This is a genomic window from Marseilla massiliensis, assembly GCF_016899955.1.
Classification (GTDB): Bacteria; Bacteroidota; Bacteroidia; order Bacteroidales; family Bacteroidaceae; genus Prevotella; species Prevotella intestinigallinarum.
In genome coordinates this window covers 87,839-103,060 of the sequence record NZ_JACJJL010000015.1, presented here as the reverse complement: position 1 = coordinate 103,060, position 15,222 = coordinate 87,839, and the positions used below count along the sequence as shown (strand labels likewise).

General features: G+C 41.9%; 15 protein-coding genes. All 15 read right to left on the bottom strand.

Going from position 1 to position 15,222, the window contains the following annotated elements:
- On the bottom strand, window positions 1–227 hold a 227-nt coding region (locus H6B30_RS10040; protein WP_205110183.1), incomplete at its 3' end, for a GDP-mannose 4,6-dehydratase.
- 176 nt (window positions 228–403) lie between these two features.
- Entirely contained in the window at window positions 404–1,318 is a 915-nt protein-coding gene (gene rfbD / locus H6B30_RS10035; protein WP_205110181.1) for a dTDP-4-dehydrorhamnose reductase, read from the bottom strand.
- 145 nt (window positions 1,319–1,463) lie between these two features.
- Window positions 1,464–2,021, bottom strand: a complete 558-nt coding sequence (rfbC, locus tag H6B30_RS10030; RefSeq protein WP_205110179.1) for a dTDP-4-dehydrorhamnose 3,5-epimerase — start codon at window positions 2,019–2,021, stop codon at window positions 1,464–1,466.
- Window positions 2,022–2,095: 74 nt separating this feature from the next.
- Window positions 2,096–3,004, bottom strand: a complete 909-nt coding sequence (gene rfbA / locus H6B30_RS10025; RefSeq protein WP_205110177.1) for a glucose-1-phosphate thymidylyltransferase RfbA — start codon at window positions 3,002–3,004, stop codon at window positions 2,096–2,098.
- 21 nt (window positions 3,005–3,025) lie between these two features.
- A complete protein-coding gene (locus H6B30_RS10020; RefSeq protein ID WP_205110175.1) occupies window positions 3,026–4,141 on the bottom strand; it encodes a glycosyltransferase family 4 protein in 1,116 nt (371 codons plus the stop codon).
- Window positions 4,142–4,315: 174 nt separating this feature from the next.
- Entirely contained in the window at window positions 4,316–5,383 is a 1,068-nt protein-coding gene (locus H6B30_RS10015; protein ID WP_205110173.1) for a radical SAM protein, read from the bottom strand.
- Between the two features lie 199 nt (window positions 5,384–5,582).
- Entirely contained in the window at window positions 5,583–6,755 is a 1,173-nt protein-coding gene (locus tag H6B30_RS10010; protein ID WP_205110171.1) for a glycosyltransferase, read from the bottom strand.
- Between the two features lie 234 nt (window positions 6,756–6,989).
- Window positions 6,990–7,979, bottom strand: a complete 990-nt coding sequence (locus H6B30_RS10005) for a glycosyltransferase (protein WP_205110169.1) — start codon at window positions 7,977–7,979, stop codon at window positions 6,990–6,992.
- Between the two features lie 45 nt (window positions 7,980–8,024).
- The gene (locus tag H6B30_RS10000) at window positions 8,025–9,122 is read right to left on the bottom strand and encodes a polysaccharide pyruvyl transferase family protein (RefSeq protein WP_205110167.1); all 1,098 of its coding nucleotides are present in this window, start codon (window positions 9,120–9,122) and stop codon (window positions 8,025–8,027) included.
- A 7-nt stretch (window positions 9,123–9,129) separates the two neighbouring features.
- On the bottom strand, window positions 9,130–10,320 hold the full coding sequence (locus H6B30_RS09995) for a Coenzyme F420 hydrogenase/dehydrogenase, beta subunit C-terminal domain (protein ID WP_205110165.1): 1,191 nt from the start codon (window positions 10,318–10,320) through the stop codon (window positions 9,130–9,132).
- Complete coding sequence (locus tag H6B30_RS09990; protein ID WP_262896802.1) at window positions 10,304–11,374, bottom strand: glycosyltransferase; 1,071 nt, start codon at window positions 11,372–11,374, stop codon at window positions 10,304–10,306. Before H6B30_RS09990 ends, H6B30_RS09995 begins: the two co-directional genes overlap by 17 nt.
- Window positions 11,375–11,479: 105 nt before the next feature.
- A complete protein-coding gene (locus tag H6B30_RS09985) occupies window positions 11,480–12,595 on the bottom strand; it encodes a glycosyltransferase family 4 protein (RefSeq protein WP_205110161.1) in 1,116 nt (371 codons plus the stop codon).
- A gap of 17 nt (window positions 12,596–12,612) precedes the next feature.
- Window positions 12,613–13,563 (bottom strand): glycosyltransferase, encoded by a 951-nt coding sequence (locus H6B30_RS09980; protein WP_205110159.1) that lies wholly within the window; start codon window positions 13,561–13,563, stop codon window positions 12,613–12,615.
- Window positions 13,564–13,567: 4 nt separating this feature from the next.
- Window positions 13,568–14,254 (bottom strand): acyltransferase, encoded by a 687-nt coding sequence (locus H6B30_RS09975; protein WP_205110157.1) that lies wholly within the window; start codon window positions 14,252–14,254, stop codon window positions 13,568–13,570.
- Window positions 14,247–15,215 carry an acyltransferase family protein gene (locus tag H6B30_RS16750; protein WP_369126796.1) on the bottom strand — a complete coding sequence of 323 codons (969 nt, stop codon included), beginning with the start codon at window positions 15,213–15,215 and terminating at the stop codon, window positions 14,247–14,249. Before H6B30_RS16750 ends, H6B30_RS09975 begins: the two co-directional genes overlap by 8 nt.
- Window positions 15,216–15,222 lie beyond the last annotated feature (7 nt).

The following is a 15,222-nucleotide window of genomic DNA, read 5'->3' as shown; positions in this document are numbered from 1 at the left end:
CGCCGCATGAGCCCGAGCATGGCGTCGAAGTCGCAGATGTCGGCCCTGACGAATGTGTAGTTGGGCCGGCCTTCGATGTCCTTCAGGTTGGCCAGGTTGCCGGCGTAGGTCAGTTTGTCGACATTTATGATGTGACACTCACTGTATTTGTTGACGAACAGGCGCACCACATGTGAGCCTATGAACCCGGCTCCGCCGGTTATGATGATAGTCTTCTTGAATTCCATGATTATTTTGTAGTTAGTTCATTATTGAAGTATTGTTTTATGAAACGATGCGTTTTACATTTCAATTTGGGCCGTTTTGTTTCATGATATGTGCCATTTGGCAACATAATTTTGTGCCTTTTGGAATGTGTGTCGTATCATTTTGGCTTTCAGTGTGTTAACGTTGGCGTGAAGGTCTATGCCTTTAGTACGCCAATGTTATTCATGCATTTTCTTAATGAGTCCGTCCAATAGGGAATATTGATGCCAAATGTTTCCTTGATTTTCGTCTTGTCGAGAACCGAATACGCCGGACGTTTTACCGGGCTGGGGAACTCATCGCTGTGGCAAGGCTCGATGTCGCAAGCTGTGTTTCCCGCAAGCTCGGCGATTCTCTTCGTGAAGTCATACCATGAGCAGACTCCCTCGTTACTGAAATGATATATTCCACGTTTTGAATATCCGTCTTTCGGGCTTTCCTTTTCATAGTCTGCCAGCACGGCCTTTATTGCCACTGCAAGGTCGTATGCGTATGTCGGTGTCCCAGCCTGGTCGAAGACAACGGTGAGTTTCGGCTTTGTCGCCGTAAGGTTGAGCATTGTCTTTACGAAGTTCTTGCCGAATTCTGAATATAACCATGCCGTCCTTATTATGACGTAATCAGCCCCGACTGCCTCTATGTTATTCTCTCCCTCGAGCTTTGTCTTGCCGTAGACTCCAGTAGGTGTTCCTTTTTGGTCTTCACTGCAAGGCGTATTGTAAGGGTCGCCGCCGAAAACATAATCCGTTGAAATCTGCACGAGAAGCCCGTTCACTTCCTTCATCGCCTTTGCCAATAGCTTTGGTGCATCGGCGTTGAGTTTCCTGCATAACGCCTCGTCACTTTCCGCCTTGTCAACGTTTGTGTATGCGGCGCAGTTGACTATGCACTGTATATCCTTTTCCTTGACTATCTTCTTTATGGCTTCGGCATTGGTTATATCCAAGATTGTCGTTTCAACGCCTTCAACCTCTACGACATCTGTAAAGGTATAATTGTCGTTCGTATCTTTGCTTATTATGCGCATTTCATTACCGAGCTGGCCGTTTGCGCCTGTTACAAGTATGTTCATGTTGTTAGATGTCCCTCCAAACCTCCTATGTATGGAGGCTTTGAAGAGAGCCGTATTAAAAGTTATTTGTAATATTTAGTTTGTAAACCGTTTCCTTCACAGTGTAAAGAATGCTGTAAATGGCTTTCCATCCCTACCTGGAAGGTCAGAAGGGGCTGAAAGGACTGTCAAAGTCTTTAAACAGCGGATGTTTCGTGTCCTTCTCACTCAGTATTGCGTGTTCGGTAGGTATGCGCCAGTCAATGCCGAGGCTATTGTCAAGTATGCTTATTCCTCCGTCCGCCTCGGGATGGTAGAACTCATCGCACTTATACTGGAACACGGCCGTCTCGCTCAATACTGCAAAACCGTGGGCAAAGCCTTTCGGGATGAAGAACTGCCTGTGGTTGTCCTCGGTCAATTCAACCGCCACATGCCTGCCGTATGTTGGCGAGCCTTTCCTGATGTCAACCGCAACGTCGAGCACTTTTCCCCTTACGCACCTTACTAACTTCGCCTGCGTATATGGCGGACGCTGGAAATGCAGCCCACGCATGACACCATACGATGACATGCTTTCGTTGTCCTGCACAAACTCAACGTGCCCGACTTTCTCATCAAACTCCCTCTGCGAGAAACTCTCGAAGAAATATCCGCGGGCGTCCTTGAATATGCGCGGCTCTATGATTACCACGCCTTCTATGTCTGTCTTTATTAATTCCATTGTTTTATAATTTAAGGGGAATAGCAAAATAACTTGTTTAAGCTACAATGCCATCTTTCTTAATTCTTAATTGCTCAATACTCCAAGTTCTTTGTTATGTCATCCTTTCTTTCACCAAGAATCGACATGAGGTACTTCCCGTAGCCGTTCTTCAACATCGGCTGCGCCACTTCCTTTAGTTTATCAGCCGTTATCCATCCCTTTCGGTAAGCTATTCCCTCAAGACAGGCAACCTTCAAGCCTTGCCGCTTTTCCAATACCTCAATAAAGGTACTTGCCTCCGACAAAGAATCATGAGTACCCGTGTCAAGCCATGCGAAGCCACGAGCCATCGTCTGCACCTTCAATTCCTTATCTTTCAGGAACTCCTGGTTTACCGTGGTGATTTCCAGCTCACCGCGTGCCGACGGTTTGATGCTCTTTGCGATGCTGACAACCTTGTTCGGATAGAAATACAATCCAACAACGGCGTAGTTGCTCTTCGGATGTTCAGGTTTCTCTTCGATGCTAAGGCAATTCCCGTCCTTGTCGAACTCAGCCACTCCGTAACGCTCGGGGTCGCCAACCCTGTAACCGAACACCGTCGCCTTGCCGTTCTGCTCAGCATCAACAACCGCCTGTTCCAATAGGTCATTAAGTCCTGCTCCATAGAAGATGTTGTCACCCAGCACAAGACAAGTGCAATCATTCCCGATGAACTTCTCCCCGATAATAAAAGCCTGTGCCAGTCCATCCGGCGACGGTTGTTCCGCATACTCGAACCTCACCCCGAAATTGCTGCCGTCACCCAACAGCCGCTTGAACCCCGGCAGGTCGTAAGGTGTCGAGATAATCAATATTTCCCTAATACCTGCCAACATCAGCACCGAAATCGGGTAATAAATCATCGGCTTGTCGAAAATCGGGATGAGCTGCTTGCTGATTCCCTTGGTGATAGGGTACAACCGCGTACCGCTGCCACCGGCCAATACGATTCCTTTCATAATTATAGATTTATGTTGGTTTTACTTATTTGTTAATTCAGAATATACGTCCCTAACTTGGTCGGCGATTTTCTCCCAGTCGTACTTCTTCATGTCGTAATCAATATGCTGCAGCGGTTGTTCGATGACAGCTTTCAGCTTTTCCGCCAACACATCTACATTACCGACGGGAAAATAATCGCTTTCAGACAGACCTACTTCCTTGTTTGCAGGAATGTCACTTACTATAACTTTTACGCCGTAGCTCATGGCTTCAAGCAACGCTATTGGTAGACCCTCATGGCTCGACGGAAGGCAGTACGCCCGGCAATTAGTCAACAATGAATGCAGCTTCTTGCCCTTGATGAAGCCAGTAAGGATGACGCCGTTCTTCCTCGCCATCTCCTTCAATCCACGTGAATAATCATCCTCAAAGTCTGTATCGCCAGCCAAGACCAGCTTTATCCCGCTATCTTTCTTAACTCTTAATTCTTCATTCTTAACTTTGGCGTAAGCGGAAATAAGGTGGTGCAGGTTCTTTTCCGGCACAAAGCGGCACATGCCAAGTATATACTTGCCTTTCTCTATGCCGAGTTCCTTGAAGTATTCGGGATAGTCGCATATTTCGGGTTGCGACACGCCGTTGTAAATCAAGTGTACGTGACTCGTCCGGTTGTATTTCCGTTTTATTAGGTTGCGTATCACATCGGAAATTACAATCACCTCGTCGGCAAACATACAGCCCATGCGTTCACCAAGTTTCAGCATCGTCTTTGCTGCAAATCCCCACTTGTCGCGGTCGTAGTCTGGGCCGTGATGGGTGAAAACAACCTTCATACCCTTCATCTTTGCATATGGTACAAGCAATGCAGGGCCGATGGCATGGATATGCAGGATGTCGGCTTTTAACCGCTTTGCCTCGTTAATGGCACGGAAAGTATGGATGATGGCCTCAAATGATTTCTTCTTCGGGCTGTCGATGTCCACCAATTTCACGCCTTTCCATTCCTTCAAGTCATCATTGACATAATTCGTCCTGCGTATCACGGTAACGTCAAAGCCCCGTTTGGCTATCCCCGGAAACAGCTCCTCGCAATGGGTTTCAACGCCGCCCATGATGTTCGGGATGCCACGGGTGCCCGTAACTACTATCTTCATAAAAGATTTCTTGATTTTGGAAACAAATAATTACTTTTGCAGAAACAAAAGCAACTCAACTAATGGAAAAGCCACAAGGCAGTTTTAAAGAAACAATATTGTTTGCAAGAATTGTCGTATGTTCTTGCCTTTCCGCCTTATGGCTTCTCATTACAGGTAAAAGAGTCAAGTAACTCAAAACTTCTCCCTCAAATCCCCCTGGCACGGGTCTTGGCCTACGTCGCACCACTTCGGGTCTATGCAAGCCGGCTTGCCCTGCATAGAGCGCAGCTTGTTCTGCAACGCCCATTTTGCAGGATACTTGATGTACTTGTGCATCACCGGGCTTGCCGTGCCCACCATCCAGCAGTTCTTCGGGCATTTGCGTACCATCTGCCGTACTTTCTGCGCCTGTTCGCTCTCCCAGATTTCCATGAAAGGCTTGTCGTGGATGTTGCCCATGCTCTCTTTCCAGTACCTTTCCTCCAGTCCGTTGCAGGGCATAACCTCGCCCCACGGGTCGATGAAGAAGTTTACCATGCCGGCTTCGCAAGGCAGCATACGGCGTCCGCCCTCGATATAGTTGATAAGTCCCATGTTGAACCACGCACGGAACCAGCTCTTCGGGTGCTTCTCCTTCAGCTGCCACTCTATCAGCTGCCTGAAGTTGCCCGTCACCTCGTCCTTGTTCGTGATTACGTTGTCGCTCTTGTGGAAGTAGTACGAGTTGTGGAACGCTGCCGTGGCGAACTCCATGCCGAGCGAAAGTGACAGTTGGTAGAGCGAAAGCATGTCCTTCGAGTTGTGGTTTGACACTGTACAGCCGAAGCCGATGTCCTTCAGTCCCATGTGCTTTAATGTAAGCAATGTCCTCAGGCCCTTGTCGAATCCTCCTGCATGGCCACGCAGCTCATCGTTTTTCTGGCTCAATCCCTCAATGGAAATACGGATACCAATATTCGGAAATTTCTTTGCCAATGCGACAACCCTATCCTCAAACCAGCCTGAGGTGGAGATTACAATTCGCGGGGTATGCTTGTAGCACTCCTCAACTATCTCGGCCAGGTCTTCGCGGATGAACGGCTCTCCGCCCGTAAGGTTGATGAACTTCAGTTGCGGCAGCGTCTTGAGGTCTTCCGCCTTTATCTCCTCCTGCCTGTTTGTCGGGTTCTTCCAGATGTTGCACATTTGGCAGCGCATCGGGCAGCGATACGTCAGGATGATACTTGCGTCGGTTGGACGCGGAATGTTTGTGTTAGCCATTTTATCTTGTTTCTTTAATATTTAAATCGTTGAGAATAAGATGTTTATAGGTTTGGGCAATATGCTTAAAAACACATTGCGGTAAAAAGAATTTTGTCTGCTTTCCGATTTGCCGCATATCGCAATATGAAACGTGCCATTTCGCGGTGCAAAACGTGCCCTTTTGAACGGCAATATACAGCTTTTTGCAAAGTGCCCTTTAACGGCCAAGGTAACACTTCATTATTTCTCCGTAATAGCTTTCGGCGTTGTACCGTTTCATCGCAGCATCGGCAATGACCTTATAGTCAAAATCAGCATTGTACATCGCCTTAATTTTCCCGTAAAGGTCATCTGCGTTGCCGCTCTCAAAAGTCATTCCGTTCACGCCTTCGTCTATCAGTTCAGGTATGCCGCCGATACGGGCGCCAAGTACGGGCGTGCCCAAACATTCGGCCTCGATTACCGACAAGGGGTTGTTCTCGTACCATTCAGAGGGTATCACGGTAAACCTCGCTTTCCCTACAATGTCCTTTATGTCATCCCATTGGCGGAAACCAAGAAACTCGACATTCCCCTTTAATTCTTCATTTCTAATTTTTAATTGCTCCAGCAATGGTCCTTCGCCGATGATTTTCAGCTTATACGGCAACCGTGCAGCGGCCTTAACAAGTGTGCCGACGCCTTTCTCATGGCTCAGACGGCCGACATAGCAGTAATAGTCGTCCTTAGCGTAACCGTCCTTGCGGCATTTTTCAATGTCGATGAAGTTGCACAACACTTTCAGCTTGTCTTTCCGAAAACCTCCCTGCGCCATCTTTTCCGCCATGAAACGGCTCGGGCAGACAAACAAGTCGGTGCATTCCTCAAGCCGCTTCCTGTTCCACTTTATTGCTTCACGATACCCGATTTCGGATGCAAGTCTTGAACCTTTCATACAGCGATAAGTCTTGCAATGCGACTTGTCGCCATTGAAACACAGTTCACAAATTTCCTTGCCATTACGCAGACAGTCGTAACGTGGACAAAGCAGCTTGTAATCATGCAGCGTCCACACCGTCCTTATGCCACGCCTATGCGCCAATTCCGCAATGACAGGCGACAGCTGCGTATGGATATTGTTAAGGTGAACTACATCAGGACGGAAGTCATCAAGCAGCTTGCCGAACTTGTTTTTCACCTCGCGTGACCCGAAAGGTCTTGTGAAAGCCATCTGCTTGCTCATGTTTGAAGGGAAATATTTCTTCCACGGAGTTTCCTCGTTGTCAGGATAATCCATAGCAAACACCGCCACTTCATGCCCATGAGTCTTCAACAGCTGTTCAAGGTTGAGCATATAGATGCAGTCGCCGCCCCGGCGGTAATAAAATTTATTAGAAAGTAAGATTCGCATAAATAGTAACTTATAAATCCATATTAAAATATGTAAATGTCGCTCTATGGACGTATTTTAACGCCATTGCCAATCACGAACTTACCTCGGTTGATAATTTTCCCACCCACAAAATATAACAATAGCTTAAACACTTAAACCATGTTTTTGGCAGTTGATATAACTTAACAAATTCTTAAATTTCTCTTTCATCTTCAGACTTTAATACCCTCTTCTTTTCTACAATGCCAACATTCATACCAACTCTTTCTGAATCACTATGTCTAATATACCATTGAGCGTTTTGCAATAATTAGGGAAAGAACCTATCTCCATAATGTATGATTGCAATTCTTTTGACATGCTTTCTCGCTTTTGTTCATTGTCCAAAAGGGTTTCTAATTTTTCCACGGCGTCATCGACATCATTTTTTGTTACCAACAAACCAAGGCTTTGGTTGACAAGATAATCTTTTGACACATCGTTTTCGGTCATAACCAACGCCTTGCATTTCATCGCCGCTTCATAAAGCACGATTAGCCCAGCAGGAGCGTTCGTGTCTAAAGGAAGAAAAACTATCGAGCATTCCGCCAAAGTCTTAAGATATTCTTTGCGAGGCAATGCATATCCGACGTGTATATTATTGGTTTTGTCTTCCAACAATTTCTCCACCATAGGAGGACATACGAAATAAAAATCTGCGGAAGGTAGCCTTTTGGCAACTTGAATAGCTAAAGGCCAGTCGCGACCATTCCACCCCCCTACAAAAACCGTCTTGCCACAGTCTTTATATGTCACAAACAGGGCATCTCGGTCCACATAAGTGTCTTGCAAATAAAACGCCCGAGGATATGTATTCCATTTCTGCCATTTAGATGTGTATGTAAAATAGAAGTTGTAATCATCGATGGCAATGTTGTACAATGTTTTCCATAATCGGTTCTTAAAAGTGGTTTTCTCCTTTAACAAAATATTGAGAGCCAATATTTTCCTCTTTCTATTAGTCAATTTGCCTACCCAGTAACAAAAGACCCCCAGCGTATCCAGCCATGTCACTATTATGTCTTCTTTTTTTGATTTGAAGATGGTTCTGATAGCCAGAAGCAACCAAAATAGTACTCTTGGTTTAGCTCTTCGCGCGCCATCAACAATCAAGTCCTTGCCATGTTTTTTCATTTCAACAATGAACATATCGGAGCACACGCTACCATGAGAGCAAGGCCAGTCAAAGATAATGCGTATCATAATAATCTAATAAAATTCATTTATATATAAAATGTTGTAGCACTGTCAACTCAGAATTCTTTTAATGATTTCCATAGACTTTCCTCTTTCGGAATGTAGGATTTCATTTACATGCTTATAATCAATTTTGTCGTCGGATAAAAAGTAATCGCCGAGGTTTGACGCAATTCTGCTCTGTAAATCTGTTAATCTGAGTATACTTTGGTTTCTGCTGCCCGTAGAATTATTTGGCAGTACTTCTACAAACTGGCGATTGAAGTTGATGGCAAACGCTGTTCCATGAAATGAGTCTGTAACCATTAGTTTGCAATATCGGATACAAGAAAGAAAATCTTCAACTTGTGGAAGATAGACAAATTTTCCACCTCTTTTTATTTGATGGAGAGTAGGCGATACTCGATATAATGGCAATCCATGATGACGGGCCAATCTTTCAGCTAATACATTCATTTCTGGATTATTATGCAACTGGTAAACTAGGGCATAGTCGCCTTTTATCCGTCTGCGTTTAATGAAAGCCTCCCATTCTTCACCAGTCAACAGAAGTGTTGGATCTAACACTTGCCCCACACAGTTCAGCCCCCAATCTTGCAATGTCTTTACAGCTGCATCCTCTCGCACGGCTATAGCGTCGTATTGAGATAGGAAACGCTTGTATTCGCAAGCAATTTCATCGGTAAATAATGTTCTTCCGAAACTTGCGGCGTATGCAACCCTACGGGTGTTTTTTACAAAAGACAAGAAATAAGCCTCATCATAATGCCCGTTGAGTGTGGGCCCCCATACTTGGTCACTGCCCGTCACAAAAACGTCTGCACTCAATCTACTCAAATCATCCATATTGCGGCACAGGCCTGTCATCTTCAAATAATGCCGGCGCATATTATTAAACTTAATCTCCGCCAACCTTTCCTCTGGATATCTGGATAAAATATAAGCCAATCTTTTCACTAACCCCCCATTCCATCCTTCCTTTCCATTAAGAGTAGTGAGAACAGCCTTCAATCCGCGCTCATCATCGCGTCTATAGTCTATAATTTCACATTTGTGCCCAAGCCTCTCAAAAATCTTCATTGTGGCAAGAGACTGTAGAAGTGAACCGTAGTTAGACGGAGCATGGCGAGTAATAACTTTTACATCCATATTCGATTTATTTCAAAATATTGTTGCGTCTATCTGGCAGCTTGCATAATGCTCTATAGAATAGCATGGGCATCCTGGGCAGAAATTCCACCACCGTCTGGAAGAACGTTCTCTGCCTCTGTTCTGCACGACCTGCTCTTTTAATATTAGAGTCACAATTCTCCCCACGGAAGAAAGGCACTAATTGCTGCTTACGCCAAACATCTTTCAAATCCAATGCTAGTTCTATCTCTTTAAAAGTCTTTGCCTCTAAAGTGATAGATGGTATTTGCCGTAATAACTCATAGCCAACATCCGTATTTATCGTGATAAGTGTCTCACCAAGGTCATTGGCCTCACATATTTTCCATGGGTCCATAAGGGTGATGTCGGCACCTGCGTTGATACCAAAAGAATCGCCACACACGTTGCATCCCGCAACGGTCCACAATCGTTTACCGAATGGAAGTGCTGCTGCCCTATTCCATGACATCTGCGCTTCATTTACCCTAACGATTCCCGGCCATCCAATCCCACGATAGTTGATTGAAAATTTTAAATTTTCTGGAATTTCCGTTCCCATTGCTTTGGCGAGAAAGCGCGTTGAGTCCAACGTCTTCTGCTGTTTGCAGAATATGCAAATTCTTATGATTTCATCGGCCTTGCCCTTAAGTGCTTCGTTAAAAGCGCGAAGCTGACAACTTGTACCCACTACTATTAACCGATGACAATGCTTTATCTTATTTATGTTTCGGCATGCCATTACCGAATGATATACCGAGTTTGGCATATCATCATACTTAGGGATGTTTTCCTGAGTATAAAACTCGCCCTCGGCAAAAGGGAAAGTGTCGTTGGTACACAGTGTATATACCCCATCTACGTGCCCACCGCGTAAACTTTCAATTATAACGGTTTTACATACACCACCAGATGAACACTCACGCCGTATCTTGCTGTTCGTATTGTAGCCAAGGAAATATTCTTTCTTTGAAAAGCTGTCAAAATAGCCCTCATAGTTTTCCTTTTTGTTGGCAGGACAGCATTTTACACACCGTTGGCACTTGATGCATTTTTCTTCATCCACCACAATGTCATGAGTACCATCCTTTCTCAAATCTATCGTTATGGCCTGTTTGGAACAAACAGCCTCACACACGCCACATTGTTGGCAGGAAGATCTTTCTATAAATATTTTCCCCTTATCGTAATTTAACATAGCCTGAATCAATGAACTCTCTATATTTATTCAAATAATTTATTGCTGTCGTTTTCACATTATACAACTCTGTTACCCTTTGATATGCTTTTTCAATCTGTTCCACATCGTTTTTGTGATTAATAAAGAGTTCTATTTTGTCTGCACAATCGTCCACATCTTGATTTTTGAAATAATATCCATAATTACCATTGTCTATTATTTCGAGCGGACCTTGATTTTCCGATACCAATACCGGCACTTTAGCAGCCATTGCTTCGGTTACTGTAAGCCCAAAGCCCTCAAAAATAGAAGGCTGTACAAACAAATCATAATCGTGAAGATGAGCGAAAATATACAATTGCTCTCTTGCACCTAAGAAGAGTACATGGTTTTTAATTCCAAGATCTTTCACTAGATTTTCAAGGTATTCTCTCGAATCGCCATCTCCAATTAGGGATAGTTCCAGATTATCATATCCTTGCTTGACTAACTGTGCAACTGCTTGAATTAAGATATGTTGTCCCTTCTTCAAATGAGCCAAACGGCCAACCTGGACAATTCGGAAATGTCCGTCTCTTTCTTTTGATACATGATTTATTAATTCAGGCTTGATACCATTGAGTACAACTTCCGAATACAGACCTTTAAACTCCAATATGTCTTTTTTCACTACATTTGAAATGGCGTATATCCTACGCGACTTATACAAATACCTAGAGTTGTTTTTGCTACAAACATCATGCATAGTAACACATATTCTTCTTTGCACAGACGGAAAGAACAAATACTTAGCTATAGAAGCATAATGTAAATGTATTATGTCAGGTTTTAGCCTATAGAGCAATAAGTTTAACTTAATAACTGGTGCGACACTCTTTGAGCCAACTTTGCGTTCCAAACATACAAAACGTACTCTTGGGTTCAAAGACCTTCTGAGGTTCTCATTTATTATATCATTAATAATAATAATACTTATGTCATGATCCAGTTTTATCTGCTCATTGGCAATATTCGTCAGCATAGTCTCTATGCCGCCTAAGCCGAAACCAAATGTGATGTGGACTATTCGCATAGCTGGAATAAAATTCTTCCTTTATTTTTTGAGTATTTTCTAGTTGGAATCCAAGCTTGTTTAGTGAAACAAAATGCTTATTAATATGACTACAAAGCCTTTTTGTTACAGATGTTTTTGATAGAAATCAATGTAGGACTTTGCCGTTTTTGACCAAGAAAAATTCTGTAAGAGATTTTTCGACTTTATCAAGAATCTATTCGTATCATATGAATTTGATTCAAATAGTTTCATGATATCCACCATTCCATCAATGTCATCTTCGCCGACAAATAACGCTACATCTCTACCGACCTCTGGCAGACTTGTATTTTTACAAGTCATGACAGGTGTTCCACACGCAAAAGACTCCAAAACAGGAAAACCAAACCCTTCTGAACGAGTTGGGAACATTGTGCAAGATGCGCCATTATATAGCGCAGTTAAGTCCTCATCGGATACATAATCCAGAAAAATAATATTCTTCTCTCTTATTTCCTTTGCGTAGGTTTCAAGGAGATCAGATGGAGGATTTCCCCATACCAATACAAGACGATGTTGTGGTTTTTGCTTACTGAACAATTGGTACGCTTTTAGTAGTGTTCTAATGTTTTTACGAGGATGAGCGCATGATATAGCAACAAAAAAGGGAAAGTCTATCCCAAGTTTATTTAATCTATTTTTTACCATGGTTTCATTCTCGATGTGGAACTTATCATAATTAATACCCCAATATGCAACATCAACTTTGTCCGCGCATACACCGAGCTTGTCAACTATTTCGCCTTTTGAAAAGTTTGAGCAGGTGATTATGCCGACAGAGTTTCTTGCCATGTCAATCCATTTTTGAGCCGCGACCTGGTTGCCATCTTTTTTTGCATTGTCATAGCCGATGACATCGTGAAGCGTGACAACGTATTTCTCACCAGAGAATATTGCATCCAAGTTGTGGGGTATGTGCAATAAATCATATTTCAAACAATGAGCTCTATAGAATGGTTCTATTTTTGTTTTATGACATCCCCATTCTTCTGGGAGCAGGAAGCGGTGGTACTTAAATGGAAAAGCGTTTTTGTGATTCAAAGAACTCATGCCATTTGTATAATAGTGAAGTTCAAATGGCAAGGGTACCTCTTTTGAAAGGGCTTCCAAGAGTAATTGCGTTGAGCGCCCCACACCAGAATTATATCCGCGCCAATTGGGATTCGTGATGCCTGCCGCTTTTATGAGCAATGTCTTCATAAAGTGTTTTATTAGTTTCAAAATTTACTCTTCAAAAGGTTCTTTATATTCATATAGCACGAAATGGCAATAAACATAAGTCTGTCGCTAACTGATTTCAATCCCTTAAATCGATCTGACAATTTCCATAGCCTACCAATATTAAAAGTGTGCGACAACAGGCTCAGACTTATAGTATAACTTCGAATTAGTCTTAACTTTGACAACTGATAGTTAAGTTTGTTTTCCTTAAAATACTCATCGACCCAATTGAAAAATTTAATTGTCGATTCGTCTTTCCTGTGAGATATAACTATATTTGCTTTTTTCCCGGATATATTATCACTACTATATCGCCACAAGACTCTAGAACCTTGTATTGTCCTTACTCCGAATGGGTTAGACATCGCTATCACAGTGGCATTATCGCTCCGCCATGCTAAATCAAACTCAACATAGCCTCCAATCTCTTCAAACTTTTTTCGGCGCAATATGAACTCAGGCATTCTGGCATCAATCTGTCCACTACACAATTGACTAAAAAAAGTTTCTGCACGCATATTTTGGCTATAGTTTCTGCACACGCTCCTAACGTTATCATCGCTATTGATTATAGTTAAGTCAAAATGCAGTATATCATTCTTTATTTTAGTGTTAATTGTATTATAAAAATCCTGCACGCAATTTGGCTCCATCATGTCATCATCAGAAAATAGCCATATCCATTCTTCGCCGTGTGTTTGGTCAACGCATCTTTTCCAATGCTTAACAAGATTTTGGGAACCAAGATTTTCTTCAAACTTTATGTACTTATACCCCATGTTCGTTTCATTACGGAACATAAATAAAACTTTCTCTATATCATATGGACTATTATCATTGCAAATATACAGATTGAAATCAGTGTTACTTTGCCTGGCTATAGAGAGCAAAGTTTTAAAAAGATAGATGTCCTTATATGCAGGGATTATAATAGCAAGCTTTTCCATTATTTCACTCTATAAATTCCATGTCATCATCAAAATCTCTGTAAATCCCAGTTTTCTTTACTACTGGTGGCGTACCGGCTAAAAGGCTGTAGGGCTCACATTCAACTTTTTTAGTCAGCATTGAGCCAAAGCAAAAAATGCAGTGGTGGGGGGTATCTACACCCTTTAAGATTACGCTTCTAGTACCAAACCAGTTATAATCACCTATTTTTATTGGCGCACTAGCTTCCATTTTTTGCCCTGTTGCTTTAATCTTCAACGGATGAAAACCTGTGTCCATAACTATCATGTCCCAACCAAGACTTGTCTTAATTCCAAATGTAACATTCCGAACAGAAATAAGCTTTAATGCTGCATTGCATTCGAAACTATCACCAATTTCTACTCTTGCTTTTTTCCCAACAGAAATTGATGACGCGTTACCTATAGTGCATTTTCCTTTGAAAATGATAGTACCGCCTTTGTTTTCATATACAATACCAGAATCAGGATACTGCAAAGTATTCCAAAATCCCATTCTCACCATTCCGAAATAAACATTAGCGGCTTCAATAACGATATGCCCATTAAGCTCTTTAAAGCGTGGCTTATATAATAAAATGGGCAGTTTTATAGCTTGTCTGAAAGGCAAGTATTTGAAATTAAAATACACAGAGCTGAAAATAGCTCGCAATATACTTAGCTTATTCATATTTAAAGTTTACTTTGTTCAGTATTTTATCTAATTTTAACCGTGCGAAGATTGCACGCCTGCCAATGTCAATCATGCAAAAGAGAAATACTGTCATTGCTGCAAATAAGACAATAATTCCATATAAACAAAAGCCATTAAAATAACTTGGTAAAGTGCCAATACAACCATATATATATTCTTTTAAATATGGATTGCCTTGTATTAAATAAACTGCAAAGCACCCTTTGCTTATGAAATTTAGTTTTCTATTGACGAATGTGTGTTTTGAAAACGCTATAAAGCACAAAATAGAACTTATGAGAATTAATGGATTGTTATAATTAAAGGCGTATTTTTGGTATAAGTTTGTTTCATATTTGAATAGGATTATTGCAAAACATGCAATTATAATAGATAGTATGATATATCCTATGATTGCCGTTTGTATTTTGATGGGGATGTTGATTTTCCCAATTGTATAACCTATAACATACAAATATATGAAATGCATTATATTAAAACCATTAGGATTTATGGAGCCATGAAGGAAAAATCCAAAATACTCATTTAAAAATGTGAGAAAAATCACATACCAAATTAACAATTTTGGTGGAGCGTTTTTCAATGCTCGGTTTAGGACTGGGCTAAGCAGGCATAATTGAACATAACAACTGACGAACCATAATCCACCATGTGATACACAAAAGAATGCCTTTAAAAAGTGTTTGACGTCTAATTTCCCTACATGTTCTGATAACAGAAAGAAAAACAATAAAGAATAAAATAATGCTTCTAGAAAAATTCTAACCGATGATTTTAGGGGGTCTTTGATTAAAAAGCGTCCAGATATTATAACAAAACAGTTTACACCGATTATGCAGAACGAGAGTATAGAAATGTTACATAACTTCATTATTGGGTGCAACTCGTAGATATTCAACCCATTACCAATATAGTGCCCTAGCACAATGAAAAACATAGATGTT